This window comes from Streptomyces sp. NPDC002817, from assembly GCF_053592055.1.
Map to the genome: position 1 here is coordinate 91302 of NZ_JBSFUY010000009.1, position 17201 is coordinate 108502.

Here is a 17201-nt window from a genome sequence, read left to right on the forward strand (position 1 = left end):
AATCCCTGTGTCGCCTCGTGACGTCGCCGAAGCGCTGCTCCGCCGCTGGTACGTGTTGGTGCTCGCGCTCCTGCTGACGGCTGCCGGAGCCTATCCGGTGCTCCGCCCGACCCCGGAGTACCTGAGTTCGGCGGTGGTCGTCCTCAAGCCTCCGGCGACGGGCAACCAGCCGAACCAGCTGACGAATCTGCAGCCGCCGCTCGCCACGCTCTCGTACGGCGTCATCCAGCAACTCGAATCGCCCGGCGGACGCGAGGAGTTGTCCTCCGCCGGCGTCCACGGCACCTATCAGCTGATCCCGCGCAACAGCGGCACCAGCGCGACGCCCCGCTATCTGATCCCCTCGGTGCAGGTACAGGCTCGCGGGGGCGATCCCGCCGCGGCCGACACCGCGGTCCGCCGGATCATCGACGTCTACGCCGGGCATGTGGCGGACGTCCAGGAGGCGCAGGGGATCGCGCCGGAGTCGCGGATCAACGCATCGGTCCTGGTCACCCCGAGCGCCGCCCAGGTCCAGGGCACCAAGAGCCGCGCGCTGGCCGGTACGGCCCTGCTGGGCGGGCTCGCCGGGATCCTCGGCGCGCTGTGGTTCGACCGGTACGCGCTGCGTCGTAGGGGCAGGCAGGAGTCCTCCCCGGAACCGCTTCCCCACGTCGGCGGGGTTCCGGTGGCGGGCTGAGCCGCCGGGCGGTGGGCCGGGGCGGCCGGTCGCGGCCCTCGGGTCGGACATGGTCATCAGATACCGCGGCGCTTCCAGGACTCCCACCACAGCCACTCCCGCCCGCGCTCGGCCACGGCCGACCACACCAGCGGTTGCAGATACGGCATCGTCTTCGCTCCGATCCGCTGTCTCAGGCGTAGCGCGCGGTACTCGGGCAGCCGCGCGTAGCCCGGCAGGCACTCCTGCGCGAAGGCCACGAGTTCGTCGACCGGGACGACGTCGGTGCGCCCCCGGTCGTAGGCGCGGTAGGCGCGGCGCAGCGCGAAGCGGGCGAGGCGGGTGTGCACGGAGCCGGCCAGTCGGTCGGCCTGCGGCAGCAGGTCGGAGCATTTGTCGAGCACGGAGTCGTACGCCACCAGGCGCTGGCGGAGGTCGTCGAGCTGACCGCCGAAGTCGGTGGTGGACATGTTGTTGCCGTGGACGCGGTAGTAGGCCTGGTCGGCGCCGCGTACGTGGCCGACGTCGGCGCGGGCCGCGAGCCGCATCCACATCTCGATGTCGCCGGCGTGCGGAAGCGCGGGGTCGTAGCCGCCCACCTCACGCTGGAGGCTGGTGCGGACGACGACCTCGGGCGAGGTGATGCAGCCGGTGCCTTCGCGGAACCGGCGCTCCAGCCACCAGTGCCCGGGGTAGACGACCGAACCGGTGCCGCTGGTGCGGGCCTTGGGCAGCGGGCCGCCGTGCTGGAAGCGCAGGGGACGGCCGTAGGCGAACCCCGCCTCCGGATGGGCGTCGAGGAGCGCGGCGGCGCGTACCAGTGCGCCGGGGACCAGGCGGTCGTCGGCGGAGAGCAGTGCCACGTAGTCACCGTCGGCCCACTCGAGGAGGCCCTCGTTGTAGGTGGCGATGTGGCCCTTGTTGGTCTCGTGGACGCGGACCTCGATCCGCGGGTCGGAGGCCGCCAGCTTGCGCGCGGTCTCCGCCGAGTCGTCGGGCGAGGCGTCGTCGATGATGAGGACCCGGACGTCGACGCCCTCCTGCTCGTCCAGGACGCTGCTGACGCAGTCGGCGAGGAAGTCGCCGTACTTGTAGCAGGGGATCACGACACTGACGGTGGACATCGGTGATGAGGCCAATCCCCGGTGCCGGCCTCCGCGGAGGCCGGCACCGGTGCGCACTAGTGCTTCTTACGGACGGTCTTGCTGGTCAGGGTCCAGTCACGGGACTTCACCGTGTGGTGCTTCTTGTCCCGGGCCGTGACCGTGATCTTGAACCGCGTGCCGTCCGGCAGCGGGGCGGACAGATGGACGGACACCTTGTGGGTGGCCCGGTCGTAGTTGAGGACGGCCTTGACGTGGAGCTTCCTGGCGACCGCCGCCTTGGCGCCCGGCAGGATGGTCACCGTCGCCTTCACCGACCCGACCTTCGTCGCGCTGGGCAGCGTCGTGACGAGCGGGTGCGCCGCGTCGGCGGTGCGCGCCAGCAAGGAGGCGGTCTCCTCCGACGTGGTGCCCGACGTCAGCGACCCGGACGGGTCCTCGGCGGTGAAGAGCGGCCCGACCCAGTAGTTCGCGGATCCGTAGGAACCGTTGGGGAAGGCCACGTCACTGCCGTACCGGTAGAGCCCGTTGCGGGCCGTGCTGATGTCGGCGGTGGCGGTCAGCGGATACGACTTGTGGGCCGACGCGAAGTAGCCGCCGTCCACCGCGTAGTTGCCGTTCGGCGCGTGGTAGGAGACGACGTACGCGGTGTCCGCGCTGATCGCCACCGGGGTGGCGAAGGTCATCGTCTGCCAGCCGGAGGCGGACTCGCTGGTGAAGGTCCCGGAGGCGAGGAGCGTGCCGTCGGTGGACCAGAGGCTGCCCGTGTGGGTGCCCGTGTTGGTCGCTCCCTTGTAGAAGGTGACACCGGTGACCCAGCCGCTCGCCGAGGACTGGAACCGGGTTCCCAGTTCGAGGGAGTTGGGGTCGTCGGTGACGGCGGTCCTGGCCGGCACGGTGTTGGAGTTCCACAGTGTGCAGGGGCAGGTGACCGCGGGCGGGGAGGAGCTGGTGGTGAACGTCCAGGTCACCGGGGCCGCCATGGCGTTGCCCCACAGGTCCTCGACCTGGACGGAGGCGGTGTAGGTGGTGTGCAGCTCCAGTTCCGTCGACGGGGTGAAGGTCGCCTTGTTCGCCGCGGGCAGCGTCTTGGCGCCCGGCACGGTGTTGCCGTTCGGGTCCTTCACCGTGAACGTCAGCGTGTCGCCGTCGATGGCGTGGTCGAAGACGGCCGACACCGGTGTGGTGATCGCCGCGCCGGTGGCCCCCGAGGTCGGGGACGTCGAGGTGACGGCGGGCGGGGTCGTACTGGCCGTCGCGGTGTCCAGCACCACGTCCACCCAGTAGTTGCTGCCCGAGGACGCCGAGGACGGGAAGGCGCTGGTGGAGCTGTAGCGGTAGACGCCGTTGCCACCGTCGGTGCCGGACTTCAGAGCCGTGAGCGGGGCCAGCCCTGCGGAGTTGTTCGAGAAGTAGCCGCCGTCGTAGGAGTAGCCGCCGTTGGGGGCGAAGTACGAGGCGACATAGGTGGTGTTGGCCTTGACGGTCACCGGGGTGGCGAAGTTCAGCTGCTGCCAGCCGGAGGCCGTCTCGTTGGTGAAGGTGCCGGTGGCCAGGCGGGTGCCGGAGGCGCTCCACAGGCTGCCGGTGTGGGTGCCGGTGTTGGCGGGTGACTTGTAGAAACGGACACCGGTGATCGAACCGGCCACCGTGGTACGGATCTTGACGCCGAGCTCGAGCGGACCGGCGTCGCCCGCGTTGAGGGTGCCGGGGACGGCCGTGGCCGGCCAGATGGTGCAGGGGCAGGCCTGGGGGCCGACCGTCAGCGGGATGGTGGTGACGGCGCCGATGTTGACGCTGTCGTCCACCGCGCGCACCTTGATGGACGCCGTGCCCGGTGTCGTCGGCGTCCAGCTGTAGGTCCAGGACGTCAGTCCGGTGGCGGCGTTCCAGGTGGTTCCGCCGTCGGTGGAGACCTCCGTGCGGGCCACCACTCCCCCGCCGGAGTCGCTGGCGGTGCCGCTGATGGTGACCGGCTTCAGCGCCGGGACGGTGGTCCCGGAGGCCGGGCTGGACACGGTGATGGTCGGGCCGGTGGTGTCGGTGGAGGCCGTGGCGGAGGTGAGGTTGCTCTGCAGGTTCTTCGGCTGGACGCCCATGTCGGCGAGGACGTTCACGGTCGCCTGCTGCATGCGGACGTCCTCGGTGACCACGACGTCGTCGGGGTCGTACGTCGGCAGGTTGGTCAGACCCCACGACCACTGCACGGTGCCCGCCCCGAACACCAGGGCCCCGGAGTCCTGGTCGCGGAACTCGACGAGATTGTGCGTCGCCGTCCCGTTGCCGTACATGTTGCCCCAGTCCAGGCGGTACTTGCCGTCGTCGATGTCCACCGTCGTGGACGACAGATGGATCGCGCCGGCGGGCCTGGTGCTGTTGACGATGTCGCTGTCCCACTCGTAGCCGAGGGTGCCCGTCGGGAACGTGGCGGTCTGGCTCGACGTGAGGTTCGCGATGGAGGTGTTGCGCCACATCCGGTTCTTGCCGTACGAGCCGGGGACCGTGATCGCGTCGGCGCGGTAGCCGTTCACCGTGAACATGGAGCCGGTGAGGATGTTCGGCGGCTGGTAGTCCATGCCGTACTGGGTGCTGGTCGGGTCCATCCAGGTGCCGGTCCATTGACCGCTGGGGTCGGCGATGCCGTTGCCCTGCACCATCTTCGTCATCTTGTAGCAGGTCAGGGTGCGGTTCGAGGTGCTGGTGCCGTCGATGCTCGGGGTGAGCCGCGTCTTCCAGAAGACCTCGTTGCCGCTGAAGTAGGCCTGCCGCACGCCGGCCTTCCGGGCCGCCAGGACGTTGTCGTACTGGCTCTGTGTCCAGTACTCGTCATGCCCTGAGGACAGATAGACGTCGTGGTTCTCCAGCAGGGTGTCACCACGGGTCGACACGTCCACGCCGGACAGATAGCTGACGTCGTAGCCGTTGCGTTCCAGCCACGACAGCATCATGAACTCGGAGCCGTAGATGCCGTTGTCACCGCCGATGTCCAGCGGCCGGTTGTAACTGACCTCGTAGGCACGGCCGTCCGGCGCCGGCCCGGTGCCTCCGTAGAGGTCCTGACCGCCGTAGTCGTTGTACGCCTGCCAGGTCTGGTCGCTGGTCTGCACGACGATGTCGGAGGTGCTGGAGTCCTTGCGGACGACGAACGGGTACGGCATCAGGCCGTCGCCGTCCGTCTGTGTCAGGTTCGCGATGTACAGGCCGGACACGGCGTCGCTGGGCACGGTCCAGTTCACGGTCACGGGCCAGTTGCCGCAGTCGACCAGGCCGGTACTCGCCTTGGTGGTGCAACTGGCGGCGTTGGTCGTGTAGTTGGCCGGATAGGTCACGGCGGCCTGGGCCGCGGTCGACATCAGGCGCGCGCCGTCGCCGCCGTACCAGCCCAGTCGGTAGATCTCCACGCGGTACGTGACCGGCGACTGGATCTTGAACTGGACGGTGTCACCGGCCTGGACGCTCTCCTTGGTGGTGAACCCCTTGATGTCACCGTAGGAGTTGGGCGAGTACCAGTCGGACATCGGGCTGCCCGTCTTGGAGTTCTCGCAGACGACGGCGTTCGACCCTGTTCCGCAGGGATCGGACACCGCCGCCTGGGCGGGTACGGCCTGCGGGAGCACCGCCCATATCAATGCTGCTGCGACGGCGAGGCGCCCGCCCCGGAGCCGTCTGCCCCATCTGTTCATGTGTACCTCTCAGCGGTGCTGTGCAGGAGCGCCCCGTGACGTGGGGGTGGAGCGTGTTCGGGAGCCGGTCAGCCGCGGAGCGCGTGGGCGAGGGTGTCCACGACTCGTTGCTGCTGGTCGGCGGTGAGGTGCGGGTGGAGCGGAAGCGACAGGATCCGGTCCGCCGTCGTCTCGGCGTTGGGGAAGTCGCCCCGGGCGTGGCCGAGATGGCGGTACGCCGGTGTGAGGTGGACCGGGGCGGGATAGTGCACTCCGGCACCGATGCCCTCGGCGTTGAGCTTGCCGACGATGTCGTCGCGGTCCGCGCCGGCGACCTGGACGACGTACAGGTGCCAGACATGGACGTTGCCCGTGTCCGTCGTCGGGAGCACCACCTGGCCGCCGGCCGCCAGGTCGGCGAGGAGCGTGTCGTAACGGGCCGCGGCCGCCCGCCGGGCGGCGTTGCCGTCCGCCAGCCGGGCGAGCTTCGCCCGCAGGACGACGGCCTGGAGCCCGTCCAGCCGGCTGTTGAACCCCGGGACGTCGTGGCGGTACTTGGCGACGCCGCCGTGGTTCGCGATCGCGCGCACCAGGTCGGCCTGTTCGCCGTCTTCGGTCAGCACCGCGCCCGCGTCGCCGTAGGCGCCGAGGTTCTTGCCCGGGTAGAAGCTGGTGGCCGCGATCAGGCCGCTGCCCGGTGACCGGCCGTCGCGGGTGGCGCCCTGGCACTGGGCGGCGTCCTCGACGATCCGAACGTGACCGGGCAGCCGGCCGGACAGGGCCGTCACGTCGGCCATCTGGCCGTAGAGGTGCACGGGGACGATCGCACGGGTGGCCGGACCGACGGCGTCCAGTGCCGCCTGGGGGTCGAGCAGATAGGTGTCGGGCAGGCAGTCCGCGAGGACCGGTGTCGCACCCGTCCTGGCCACCGCGCCGGCGGTGGCGATGAAGGTGTTGGCGGGTACGACGACCTCGTCGCCGGGCCCGACTCCGCTGACGCGCAGGGCGAGTTCGAGGGCGTCGGTGCCGTTGGCGACGCCCACGCAGTGCGCGACCGAGCCGAAGTCGGCGTACTCGCGCTCGAAGTGGCGGACCTCGTCGCCGCCGACGAACGCGGTGTTGGCCAGGACCCGTTCGAATCCGGTCCGTACCTCGTCGGCGACGTCCTCGTGGGCCGCTTTGAGGTCCACCAGCGGAATCTGGTTCATGTCAGTGGTCCCCCCACTGTTCGTGGCGCGAGCCCTGCTCGCGTCGCAGTTCGTCGAGCGCGGGCGCCTCGGCCGCGCGAAGTCGTCGGGCCGGGCTCCCCACCCAGACCTCACCCGGCGGAACGTCGCCGAGCACGCTGCTCCCCATCCCGATCTGGGACCAGGCACCGACCGTCGTGCCCTCCCTGACCAGAGCCCCGGAGCCGACATAGGCGCCCCGCTCCAGCCGTACGCCCCCGCCGAGACGGACTCCGGAGGTGAGCGTGGCGTAGTCCTCGACCACGTCGTCATGGGTGAGGATCACATGCGGCATCACCGCGACCTGCGCGCCCACCCTGACGGCAGCGGTCAGGACGCAGTGCGCGAGCAGGACCGAGCCGGGGCCGACCTCGGAGGTCGCCGACACCACCGCCGTCGGATGGACCACGGTGGCGTAGCGGTCCGTGGGCAGGCCCAGTCGGCGGACCAGCCGGGCGCGGGCCGCGTAGTCCCGGGGGTTGCCGACGCAGATCACCACGCGGGCCTCGGGCAGACCGCGGACCAGGTCGCAGTCGCCGAGGACGGGAACACCGTCGACTTCCGTGCCGTGCAGGGCGGGGTTGTCGTCGAGGTGTCCGAGCAGCTTGAGTTCGCCCGCGTCGTGTACGGCCTGTGCGGTCTCCCGGGCGAAGCCGCCCGCGCCGATGATCACCAGTTCGTTCATCTACGGGCCTGCTCGCGCAGGGCCGCCACCACACGGTCCTGTTGGGCCTCGGTCATCGTGTGGAACAGCGGCAGGATCAGTGAGTCCCGGGTGATCCGCTCCGTGACCGGCAGCGGCACGCGGGGGTGGCCCGCGTAGGCGGGTTCGAGATGCGAGGCCATGATCCCGCGCCGGGCGGAGACACCGGCCCCGGCGAGCGCGGCGAGCAGGTCGTCCCGGCCGACGGGGAAGTCCCCGTCCAACAGCACCCAGTAGGACTGGAAGTTGCTCTGCCCGTGCGCGGGGTCGCGCACGGGGGTGAGGCCGGAGACGTCCCGCAGCAACTCGTCGTAGCGGGCCGCCAGTTCGCGGCGGCGCGCGATCATCGCGTCGAGTTTGCCGAGCTGGACCAGACCGATCGCGGCCTGGACGTCCGTCATCCGGTAGTTGTAGCCGACCTCGAGGTAGCTCTCCAGGACCGGCTTGTCGCTCGCATGGCGGTCCGCCGCGGAGGCGTTCATGCCGTGCTCGCGCAGCCGGCGCAGCCGTGCCGCCCACTCGGCGTCGTCGGTGGTGACCATGCCGCCCTCGCCGGTGGTGACGAGCTTGCGGGGGTGGAAGGACCACGCGGCGATCAGCGCGCCGTGTCCGACGGGCTTGCCGCCGACGGTGGAGCCGATGGCGCAGGCCGCGTCCTCCACGAGGGGAAGGTCCCAGTCGGCGCAGGCTGCGCGCAGGGCGTGCACATCGGCCGGTACGCCGCCCTGGTGGACGGCGAGCACGGCTCTGGTGCGAGGGGTGCGGACCGCGTCGACGGTGGCCGGGGTGAGGTTGCCGGTGGCCGGGTCGACGTCCGCGAACACCGGCTCGGCGCCGACGTACCGTACGGCGTTGGCGGTGGCGATGAACGACAGCGAGGGCACCACGACCTCGTCGCCGGGGCCGAGGCCGAGCGCGACGAGCGACAGGTGCAGGGCGGTGGTGCACGAGCTGACCGCGACGGCGTGCTCGGCACCCACCCGCTCCGCGAAGGCCCGCTCGAACTCGGCGACCCGGGGGCCCTGGGCGACCCATCCGGACAGCACCGCGTCGGAGGCGGCCTTGGCCTCCTCCTCGCCGAGCCAGGGGATCATCACGGGGATGCGGTCGGTGCTCACTGGGCCGCCTCCCGCTCCGCGCGCCACCACTCCACCAGGTCCTTGAGCCCCGTACGCAGATCGATCTGCGCCGTGAACCCGAGCCGCTCGGCGGCCTGCGAGGTGTCCGCGAGCCGCCGGCTCACCCCGTTGACGGCGCGGGCGGGTCCGTGCACCGGCTCCAGACCGGACGCGCCCATCGCCTCCAGCAGACCGTCGGCGAGTTCGCGCAGCGAGGTCTCCGTACCGGACGCGACGTTGAACACCTCGTCGGTGAGATCCGACTCGGCGGCCAGCACATTGGCCCTGGCGATGTCGCGGACGTCGACGAAGTCCATGGTCTGGGTGCCGTCGCCGAGGATCAGCGGCGGCTCGCCCGACTCGATGCGCTCCATCCAGCGGATGAGCACCTCGGTGTAGAGGCCGTGGATGTCCATCCGCGGGCCGTAGACGTTGAAGTAGCGCAGCGCCACGTAGTCCAGGCCGTACATGGCGTGGAAGCTGCGCAGCATGCCCTCGTTGAAGGCCTTCGCGGCGCCGTAGAACGTGTCGTTGTTGTACGCGTGGTGGCGCTCGGTCGTCGGGAAGGCCTCGGCCATGCCGTAGACGGACGCCGACGACGAGGCGACGACCTTGGTGACGCCGGCCGCGGCCGCCGCCTCCAGAACGTTGAACGTGCCGTCGACCAGCACCTCGTTGGCGAGCCGGGGCTCCTCCGCGCACTGGGTGATACGGATCGCGGCGAGGTGGAACACCAGGTCGGCGCCCTCGGTGACCTTCTTCACGGTGTCGATGTCCCGGATGTCGCCCTCGACGACCTCCACGACACCGCTGGGCAGGGCCCGGGCGAGGTTGGCCCGCCGTCCGCGCACGAAGTTGTCCAGCACCACGATCTCGCGGGCGCCGCCTTCGGCCAGGAGGTCGACGAGGTTGGAGCCGATGGTGCCCGCTCCCCCGGTGACCAGGATCTTCTTGCCTCGTACGCTGCTCAACTGCACTTCCTTCTCACCGGGCTTCTCAAGGAATGTCTCCATGCGTGCGGACGGTCAGTGGCCGGTGCGCAGACCGACGACCGCACCGCGGAACTCCAGGCTGCGGGAGGCCGCTTCGAGGATGTCCAGCACCCTGAGGCCGGCCCGGCCGTCGGTCAGCGGCGCCCGGCGCTGGCGGATCGCGTCGCCGAACTCGTCGACCATGCTGCGCAGCGCCTCCTTCTCGCCGATGGCGGGGGCGACCATGTCGCCGGAGCGGTACGAGACGAGCATGTCCCGGCGTTCGTCCGCGCCGATCTCCTGGGGCGAGGCCAGGTCCACGCCCCGGTCGAAGATCGCCACGCGCTGGGCGGGGTTGAGGTCGTCCCAGACCAGGGTGCGCTTGGAGCCGCCCACCATGGTGGTCCGCACCTTGGTCGGCGACAGCCAGTTGACGTGCACGTGGGCGATGGCACCCGTGTTGAGCGTGAGCGTCAGATAGGCCACGCAGGCCTGTCCTGCGCCGATCGGGTCGGCCCCGTGGGCGGCGACGGCGACCGGCTCGACGGTGTCGGGGAGGATGAAGTCCAGGATCGACAGATCGTGCGGGGCCAGGTCCCACAGGACGTCGATGTCCTTCTGGACGAGCCCCAGGTTGATCCGGACGGAGTCGACGAAGTGGATCTCGCCGAGTTCGCCGGAGCGGACCAGCTCCCGGATGCGGCCCACCGCGGGCGTGTAGCAGTAGGTGTGGTCGCACATCAGGGTCAGCCCGCGCTCCTCCGCCTCGGTCACCAGGCGCAGCCCGTCGGCGTAGGTCGCCGCGAGGGGCTTCTCCACGAGGACGTGCTTCCCGGCGCGCAGGGCGGCCAGGGCGATGTCGAGGTGGGTGCCGGCGGGTGTGGCCACGGCGACGGCGTCGACGGAGGGGTCGGCGAGGACGGCCGCGTAGTCCGCGGTGGGTTGGACGGTCGAGTAGCCGCCGAGGACCCGCTGGGCCCGCTCCACGTCGAGGTCGCACAGCCAGCGCAGCCTGAAGCGCTCGCTGGCCTGGAAGTTACGGACGAGGTTGGGACCCCAGTAGCCGGCCCCGACGACTGCGACTCCCAACGGCTCCGCGGTCTCGGTCACTTGGTTCCTCTTCTTCCGGTCCATCAGTAGGCCCCCGTTCCGCGCACCACCGCGGAGCCGGTGCGCGCCAGGATCGACAGGTCCAGGCCCATCGACCAGTTGTCCACGTATCCGAGATCGAGCCGGACCGCCTCGTCCCAGGGCAGATCGGAGCGGCCGCTCACCTGCCACAGCCCGGTGAGGCCGGGTTTCACGAGCAGCCGCCGCTTGACCTCCGAGGGGTACTCCTCCACCTCCTCGGGCAGGGACGGGCGGGGGCCGACGAGCGACATGTGGCCGCCGATCACATTGAGCAGCTGCGGCAGTTCGTCGAGCGAGGTGCGGCGCAGGAAGGAACCGACCCGGGTGATCCGCGGGTCTTCCTTCACCTTGAACAGCAGTCCGTCGCTGTTCTGGTTGAGGTGTTCCAACTCGGCCCGCAGGGCCTCCGAGTCGGGTCGCATCGTGCGGAACTTGAACATGGTGAAGTGATCGCCGAACCGGCCCACCCGCTGTTGTCTGAAGAGTGCGGGGCCGGAGCTGTCCAGCCGGACGATCAGGGCGATCGCCAGCATGGGCAGGGCGAGGAGGAGCAGGAGCAGCGCCGCGAGCGCGCGGTCCAGGAGTTCCTTGGGCAGCCGGGAGACCCGGGAGAGGTTCGGCGCCTGGATCCGCATCAGCGGCACCCCGTTGGTGGGCCGCACGGTCAGCCGGGCGGCGGAGACGTCGGCCAGCACGGGGGCCAGCAGGAAGTCGACGCCCTGCACGGCGGCCGTCCAGGAGATGCGGCGCAGTACGGAGGCGTCGTACTCGGGCGCGGGCAGCACGACGACGGTGCCGATGCCCAGGGCCCGGATGACGTCGTCCATGGTGTCGACCCCGCCGAGGACCGGGAGCCCCAGCCTGCGGATCTCCGCCGCGTTCTGCGGGTCGCTCAGACACACCCCGGCGGCCTGCAGTTCCTGGACTCCGCCGCGCCGCAGCACGGCGACCAGTTCCACGATGCCGTGCGACGGACCGACCAGGAGCGTCGCGCTCCCGCCCCGCTCCCGGGCCCATCGCCGGTGCAGCCGGCGGCGCAGGGTGTACCGGACCAGCAGGGCGAGAGCGGCGGCCGGCACTGCGGCCATGGTCATGTCATGGAAGAGGCCCGGGTCGTGGGTGAACGTCCAGTGCGCGACGGCGGCCAGTGCCGGCAGCGCGACAGCGCCCCGGAGCACGCGCCGGTACTCCTCGGTCCCCAGCCCCAAGGCCCTGCGGTCGTAGGACCGGTGGGCCGCCATGGCCGCGAGCCACACCGGGGGCAGCACCAGGGCCACCGCCCAGCGGCCGTACACCGCGTGGATCACCAGGGCCGCGACGACGGCCGCGAGGCCGTCCGCGACCAGCAGGACTATCCGGTACTTCTGTTCCCAAGGTCTTCGGCGGCCTTGTGGAGTCCTGCGTTCCACATCCAGTTGCTCATGCGTGACCTCAATGGTCATGCGCCCCCCACCACGTGCGCGGTTACCCCTGACCGAACACCGATGTGCCCCCGGCACAACGGCAGATGAAAGAAAGAAGCCTCAGCGGTTCCCCAACCGCCGCATGTCCCCTACATGTTGGCCTGTGCCTCGCGGCCTCGCATTCCCCACCCAAACCGGCTCGGCGGCCCTCAATCTAGACCACCGGACACAGTCACGGGAACAGTTGGACGAAACACACATCGCATTAGTGACATCGACTGCATACTGCCCAGGTGACGAGCATCGTGATCCCGGCCCACAACGAAGCGCAAGTCATCGCCCGGCTACTGGATTCACTTCTGGCCGATTCCGAATCCCGCGAGGACGAAACCGACATCGTGGTCGTATGCAATGGCTGCACGGACGACACCGCGCGGATCGCGGCCGCCCGCGGCCCACGTGTGCGGGTGGTCGAGATCCCCGTCCCGTCCAAGCACGCCGCCCTGCGGGCAGGTGACGATCACGCACTCGGCTTCCCCCGCGTCTACGTGGACGCCGACGTCGTGATCACGGGAGCCGATGTACGAGCACTGACCGAACCCCTGGACGACGGTGCCTCGGGCATCCTCGCCACCGCGCCCGAACGGCGGATCCCCCTGGACGGCTGCGCCTGGCGGGTGCGGGCCTACTACCGGGTGTGGCAGCAACTGCCGGTCGTGCGCGAGGGGTTGTTCGGCCGGGGTGTCATCGCGGTCTCCAAGGCCGGACACGCCCGGATCGCCGCACTGCCGCCGCTGATGGCGGACGACCTGGCGGCGTCGCTGGCGTTCGCCCCCGCGGAGCGGCTCGTGGTCGGCGCGGCCGGAGTCGTCGTCCGTCCGCCGCGTACCTGGCCGGATCTGATCAATCGGCGGATCCGGGCAGCGGTCTCCACCACCCAGGTCGAGCAGCACCGGGGACCGGAGGAGGCCACCGCCCGCACGAGCAAGGCGGATCTCACAGCCCTGCTCCGCAGGGAGCCGAAGCTCCTCCCGGCGGTCCTGGTCTTCGTCGCCGCGGCGGTCGTCGCCCGGCGCAAGGCCAAGAAGGCCGTCAGGGCCCGGGACTTCGGCACCTGGCTGCGGGACGAGAGCAGCCGGCAGAACTGAACGCAGCACCTGGAGTCCTGGACATGTACCTCACCGACCGCTCCGCACCCGCCGGGGCGGACACCGAGCGGGGCCGAAGACGCGGCCTGCGGCCCAAGGTCGCCCCGGTCGTGCTCGTGCTGGGCACGGTCAGCCTGATCACCGACATCTCCTCGGAGATGGTCACCGCCGTCCTGCCGCTCTACCTCGTCACCACGCTCGGCTTCAGTCCACTGGGATTCGGCGCCCTCGACGGTGTCTACAACGGTGTCAGCGCGCTGGTCCAGCTCACCGGCGGTCACCTCGCCGACCGCGTCCGCAACCACAAGCTGATCGCCGGGCTCGGATACGGCCTGTCCGCGCTGTGCAAACCGCTGCTCCTGCTCACGAGCAGCATCGGCGCGCTCGGCACGGTCCTCGCCCTGGACCGCACCGGCAAGGGCCTGCGCACCGCCCCGCGCGACGCGATGATCTCCCTGTCCACACCCTCCGACCGCCAGGGCCGGGCCTTCGGCATCCACCGGGCGATGGACACCACCGGCGCGATGCTCGGCCCGCTGGCGGCGTTCCTCATCCTGAACGCGGCGGCCGACGGCTACGACGCCGTGTTCGGGGTGAGCGCGTGCGTGGCCGTGCTCGGCGTGGTCGTCCTGGTGCTGTTCGTGCCGGGCAGACGGCAGGACACTCGGCCCGACGCGGCGGACGCACGGCTGGACACGGCGCCCGACAGCGCAGCCACACGGCTGGACGCCCCGCGCGACGGCGCGGCCACGCGGCAGGACATCGCGCCGCCCAGGGCGGGCACAGGCCAGGACACTCCGCCCGCTGGAGCGGGCGCGCCGCAGGGCAGGCCACCCGTCCGCGTCCGCGAGGCGCTCGCCCTGCTCCGTCTGCCGCGGCTGCGGGCCCTCGCCGGCTGTGCCGCGCTGCTCGGCCTGACCACCGTCAGCGACGCCTTCGTCTACCTGCTCCTGCAACGGCGCGCGGGCCTCGCCGAGGAGTGGTTCCCGCTGCTGCCCCTGGGCACCGCCGTCGTCTTCCTGCTGCTGGCCGTACCCCTCGGCGCGCTGGCCGACCGGGTCGGACGGCACACCGTGTTCCTCGCCGGGCACATGGCCCTGCTCACCGCCTACGCGCTACTGCTGTGGGCCCCGGCCACACCCGCCCTGCCCTTCCTCGTCCTCGCCCTGCACGGCGTGTTCTACGCCGCCACCGACGGGGTGCTGCCCGCCGCCCTGGCCGCCACGGTGCCCGAGCATCTGCGCGCCAGCGGTCTCGCCATCGTCGGCACCAGTCAGGCGCTGGCCCGGTTCTGCTGCTCGCTGGGGTTCGGCGCCGCCTGGACCATGTGGGGCTACGGCCCGGCGCTGGCCGGCTCCGCGGTCGGGCTGCTGTGCTGCGCGGTCGTCGCGGGCCTGGTGCTGAGGCCGACGGGCGGCACCCGATGACCACCACGGCGAAGGGGGACCCGATGACGACTCCAGCGAAGAGGAACCAGATGACACCGCTCCGCCGCCGCCTGATCGTCCTCGTCACGGCGGTGCTGCTGCTCGCGGGGCTGGGGACCGGCATGGTCCTGCGCGCCGCCGACCGCGCGGACCGGGCCGACCGGCCGCAGGCGGGCGGCCCCGCCGTCAGCGGGGGCAAGGTGACGCTCGGCCAGAAGGACCGGCTGATGTTCGTCAACGCGGCCGCCGGCCCGCACCGCACCGCGGTCGCCTCGGTCCCGTCCACCGAGCCCGAGAGCGGTCGGACCGCCTCGGATCTGAAGTGCGCGCGCTTCTACGCGGCCGCCGGCACGGGCGTCTGCCTCCAGTCCGACACCGGCATCCTCAAGCAGAACAACCGGGCCCTGCTCCTGGACGCCGACCTCCGTACCCGGCACACCTACTCGCTCGCGGGCACCCCCAGCCGGGCCCGGGTCTCCCCCAGCGGCCGCTTCGTCGCCTGGACCGTCTTCGTCTCCGGCGAGTCCTACGCGTCCGCGTTCTTCTCCACCAGGACCTCGATCCTGGACACCCGCACCATGAAGCTGATCCCCAGCCTGGAGACGTTCGCCATCGATCTGGACGGCAGGTCCTACAAGGCGGCGGACGTCAACTTCTGGGGTGTCACCTTCGCCGAGGACGACGACACCTTCTACGCGACCCTGAACACGGACAACAAGACCTACCTGGTGCGCGGTTCGGTCTCCCGGCAGGCGGTGACCACCCTGATCGAGAACGTGGAGTGCCCGTCCCTCTCCCCCGACGGAACCCGGGTCGCCTTCAAGAAGCGTGTGCTGTCCCGTACCGACCTCTGGCGCGAATACGTCCTCGATCTGCGCACCCTGAAGGAGACGCCCCTGGCCGAACGCCACAGCGTCGACGACCAGGCCACCTGGCTGGACGACAAGACCGTCGCCTACGCGCTGCCCGCCGAAGGCAAGGTAGGCGCCAGCGACCTGTGGAGCGTGCCCGCGAACGGCACGGGCACGCCCCGTCTGCTGATCGCCGGTGCCTCTTCCCCGGCGCCGCTCTAGCTCCCGGGGCTCAGGCCCAGGCGGTCACCGGGGTGAAGGAGCTGTCCGTCCGGAAGAGATCGGTGCCGTTCGAACGCTCCACCCGCAGCTGGTAGTTGTAGTGGCGCAGGTAGTACCCGGGGTAGTTGTACGACTCGAAGCGGATCGAGCCGCTCGTGCTCCCCGTGCGGGCGACGAACGTCGCGTCCTTGGCGAACGTCGACGTGCCGTCGTTCGCGTCGAAGCGGGCGCGGAAGTCCCAGTGGCGCAGGTAGTTGCCGGAGGAGTCGCGGAACGAGTAGCCGTTGGAGTCGGCGAGGCCGGCCACGACGGTGAAGGTCGACGCCGTCTTCTCGGCGGTGGTGCTGGAGCTGGTCACCACCGGGAGGTTGAGCAGGGAGGACTGCGTCTGCCAGTAGCGGGTGGAGTAGTTGGCCGACTGGAAGGAGCGCGTGACGTTCTTCGCCAGGCTCGGGCCGCCCGTCACCGTCTCCTTGATCACCGTGAAGTGACGGGCCGTACCGGAGACCACGGGCAGGGCCGCGGGGGCGGACCAGGTCGCGAAGGTGTCGTAGCTGTCGCTGTAGTAGTAGTTGCCGTCGCCGTAGCCGTCGAAGAAGAGCCGCCAGGCGCCGTTGTCGAGCTGGACGAGCGCCGGGCCCTCGCGGTAGCTGCCCCAGCCGGCCCAGTCGCCGGTCCTGGAGATCGTGTAGGGGCCGGTCAGCGAGGAGGCCGTCGCGTACTCGATGTACTTGGTCGTCTCGTTCTTCGTGAACGCGTGGTAGGTCGAGCCGATCTTCACGAGGAACGTGTCGATGTGGTTCGCGCCGATGCCGGAGAGGGCCACCGGTGAACTCCACGCGGTGAGTGCGGAGTTCGTCGCCTTCAGCAGATACGGCGTGAAGATCCACTCGTCGCTGGTGACCGAGCAGGACACGATGACGTTCACACTGCCGTCGCTGTCGACGAACCACTCCGGCGCCCACGCCCGGGACAGGTTGGTGATCGGGACCGTGTAGTCGTACAGGAAGGTCCAGTTGACCCGGTCGGAGCTGCGGGCGAAGCCGATCGTGGTGCTGGCGTCCTGCCAGGTGTGGGTGGTGTAGGTGATGTAGTAGTAGCCGTTGGTGTGCTTGAAGATGCTGGCGTCGCGGATTCTGTTGCTCGGCGGGGTGTAGGCCGAGGACTTCAGCAGCCGGAAGTCGAGGGCGTCGTCCGACTGGTAGACGTTGACCGTGCCGTCGTTGCTGTTGAGGAACGGCACGATGGTGTAGCGGGTCGCGGAGCCGCTCGGCGGGGCGGCGGCGAAGGCCGCGCCGGGCAGGCCGCCCATCAGCACGGCCGAGACGGGCAGGGCCGCCATCGCACGCAGCAGGGTACGACGGGACGGTGCGGGGGGTCGTGTGGTCACGGGCGGCTCTCCCTCGGACAAACAAACAACGCGGCTCTGGTGTCCGACATGCCGAACAAGGTTCGGAAAGTCGATCAGAAGGTAGGGGCGAGGCCGAATCGCGTCAATGCTTTGCGCACGACCTGGTGAGCCCTGTGGGACAGCTGTGCCGCGCACCGGACTTCCGCCCCCGCCGCGAGCGTTCCGGG

13 protein-coding genes are annotated in these 17201 nt (G+C 70.6%); 4 read left to right on the forward strand and 9 right to left on the reverse strand.

Features of this window, described 5'->3' with window-relative positions:
• The first annotated feature begins 7 nt into the window (after nucleotides 1–7).
• Nucleotides 8–679: a hypothetical protein gene (locus ACWD3I_RS19420; RefSeq protein ID WP_365410941.1), complete on the forward strand. Its 672-nt coding sequence runs from the start codon at nucleotides 8–10 to the stop codon at nucleotides 677–679.
• 56 nt (nucleotides 680–735) lie between these two features.
• On the opposite strand, the gene ACWD3I_RS19425 is transcribed toward ACWD3I_RS19420, so the two are convergent.
• The 8 genes from ACWD3I_RS19425 to ACWD3I_RS19460 all read right to left on the reverse strand — a co-directional run bounded on the left by ACWD3I_RS19425 (nucleotide 736) and on the right by ACWD3I_RS19460 (nucleotide 12014).
• Nucleotides 736–1782 carry a glycosyltransferase family 2 protein gene (locus tag ACWD3I_RS19425; protein WP_365410938.1) on the reverse strand — a complete coding sequence of 349 codons (1047 nt, stop codon included), beginning with the start codon at nucleotides 1780–1782 and terminating at the stop codon, nucleotides 736–738.
• Between the two features lie 56 nt (nucleotides 1783–1838).
• Nucleotides 1839–5444, reverse strand: coding sequence for a DUF4082 domain-containing protein (locus ACWD3I_RS19430; RefSeq protein ID WP_365410935.1), 3606 nt, complete (start codon nucleotides 5442–5444; stop codon nucleotides 1839–1841).
• A gap of 68 nt (nucleotides 5445–5512) precedes the next feature.
• Nucleotides 5513–6631 carry a DegT/DnrJ/EryC1/StrS family aminotransferase gene (locus tag ACWD3I_RS19435; protein ID WP_365410932.1) on the reverse strand — a complete coding sequence of 373 codons (1119 nt, stop codon included), beginning with the start codon at nucleotides 6629–6631 and terminating at the stop codon, nucleotides 5513–5515.
• Between the two features lies 1 nt (nucleotide 6632).
• Nucleotides 6633–7334, reverse strand: coding sequence for an acetyltransferase (locus tag ACWD3I_RS19440; protein ID WP_365410929.1), 702 nt, complete (start codon nucleotides 7332–7334; stop codon nucleotides 6633–6635).
• Nucleotides 7331–8470, reverse strand: coding sequence for a DegT/DnrJ/EryC1/StrS family aminotransferase (locus tag ACWD3I_RS19445; RefSeq protein ID WP_365410926.1), 1140 nt, complete (start codon nucleotides 8468–8470; stop codon nucleotides 7331–7333). Before ACWD3I_RS19445 ends, ACWD3I_RS19440 begins: the two co-directional genes overlap by 4 nt.
• On the reverse strand, nucleotides 8467–9483 hold the full coding sequence (locus ACWD3I_RS19450) for an NAD-dependent epimerase/dehydratase family protein (protein WP_365410923.1): 1017 nt from the start codon (nucleotides 9481–9483) through the stop codon (nucleotides 8467–8469). The genes ACWD3I_RS19445 and ACWD3I_RS19450 overlap by 4 nt, the downstream gene beginning before the upstream one ends.
• Nucleotides 9484–9495: 12 nt before the next feature.
• The gene (locus ACWD3I_RS19455) at nucleotides 9496–10551 is read right to left on the reverse strand and encodes a Gfo/Idh/MocA family protein (protein ID WP_365410920.1); all 1056 of its coding nucleotides are present in this window, start codon (nucleotides 10549–10551) and stop codon (nucleotides 9496–9498) included.
• 23 nt (nucleotides 10552–10574) lie between these two features.
• Nucleotides 10575–12014: an exopolysaccharide biosynthesis polyprenyl glycosylphosphotransferase gene (locus ACWD3I_RS19460; protein ID WP_365410917.1), complete on the reverse strand. Its 1440-nt coding sequence runs from the start codon at nucleotides 12012–12014 to the stop codon at nucleotides 10575–10577.
• 254 nt (nucleotides 12015–12268) lie between these two features.
• On the opposite strand from ACWD3I_RS19460, the gene ACWD3I_RS19465 reads away from it, so the two are divergent.
• The 3 genes from ACWD3I_RS19465 to ACWD3I_RS19475 are packed head-to-tail and all read left to right on the forward strand — an operon-like array spanning nucleotide 12269 to nucleotide 15623.
• The gene (locus ACWD3I_RS19465) at nucleotides 12269–13123 is read left to right on the forward strand and encodes a glycosyltransferase family 2 protein (RefSeq protein WP_365410914.1); all 855 of its coding nucleotides are present in this window, start codon (nucleotides 12269–12271) and stop codon (nucleotides 13121–13123) included.
• 23 nt (nucleotides 13124–13146) lie between these two features.
• Nucleotides 13147–14550 (forward strand): MFS transporter, encoded by a 1404-nt coding sequence (locus tag ACWD3I_RS19470; protein ID WP_365410911.1) that lies wholly within the window; start codon nucleotides 13147–13149, stop codon nucleotides 14548–14550.
• A gap of 23 nt (nucleotides 14551–14573) precedes the next feature.
• Nucleotides 14574–15623, forward strand: coding sequence for a TolB-like translocation protein (locus tag ACWD3I_RS19475; protein WP_451084121.1), 1050 nt, complete (start codon nucleotides 14574–14576; stop codon nucleotides 15621–15623).
• 10 nt (nucleotides 15624–15633) lie between these two features.
• On the opposite strand, the gene ACWD3I_RS19480 is transcribed toward ACWD3I_RS19475, so the two are convergent.
• Nucleotides 15634–17013, reverse strand: coding sequence for a glycoside hydrolase family 43 protein (locus ACWD3I_RS19480; RefSeq protein ID WP_451084122.1), 1380 nt, complete (start codon nucleotides 17011–17013; stop codon nucleotides 15634–15636).
• Nucleotides 17014–17201: the final 188 nt, after the last annotated feature.

What these genes read in the sequence shown, in the direction of transcription:
- ACWD3I_RS19425 (WP_365410938.1), bottom strand. Translation starts at nt 1,782, where the DNA reads ATGTCCACCGTCAGTGTCGTGATCCCCTGCTACAAGTACGGCGACTTC.
- ACWD3I_RS19430 (WP_365410935.1), bottom strand. Translation starts at nt 5,444, where the DNA reads ATGAACAGATGGGGCAGACGGCTCCGGGGCGGGCGCCTCGCCGTCGCA.
- ACWD3I_RS19435 (WP_365410932.1), bottom strand. Translation starts at nt 6,631, where the DNA reads ATGAACCAGATTCCGCTGGTGGACCTCAAAGCGGCCCACGAGGACGTC.
- ACWD3I_RS19440 (WP_365410929.1), bottom strand. Translation starts at nt 7,334, where the DNA reads ATGAACGAACTGGTGATCATCGGCGCGGGCGGCTTCGCCCGGGAGACC.
- ACWD3I_RS19450 (WP_365410923.1), bottom strand. Translation starts at nt 9,483, where the DNA reads ATGGAGACATTCCTTGAGAAGCCCGGTGAGAAGGAAGTGCAGTTGAGC.
- ACWD3I_RS19460 (WP_365410917.1), bottom strand. Translation starts at nt 12,014, where the DNA reads ATGACCATTGAGGTCACGCATGAGCAACTGGATGTGGAACGCAGGACT.
- ACWD3I_RS19470 (WP_365410911.1), top strand. Translation starts at nt 13,147, where the DNA reads ATGTACCTCACCGACCGCTCCGCACCCGCCGGGGCGGACACCGAGCGG.
- ACWD3I_RS19475 (WP_451084121.1), top strand. Translation starts at nt 14,574, where the DNA reads ATGACGACTCCAGCGAAGAGGAACCAGATGACACCGCTCCGCCGCCGC.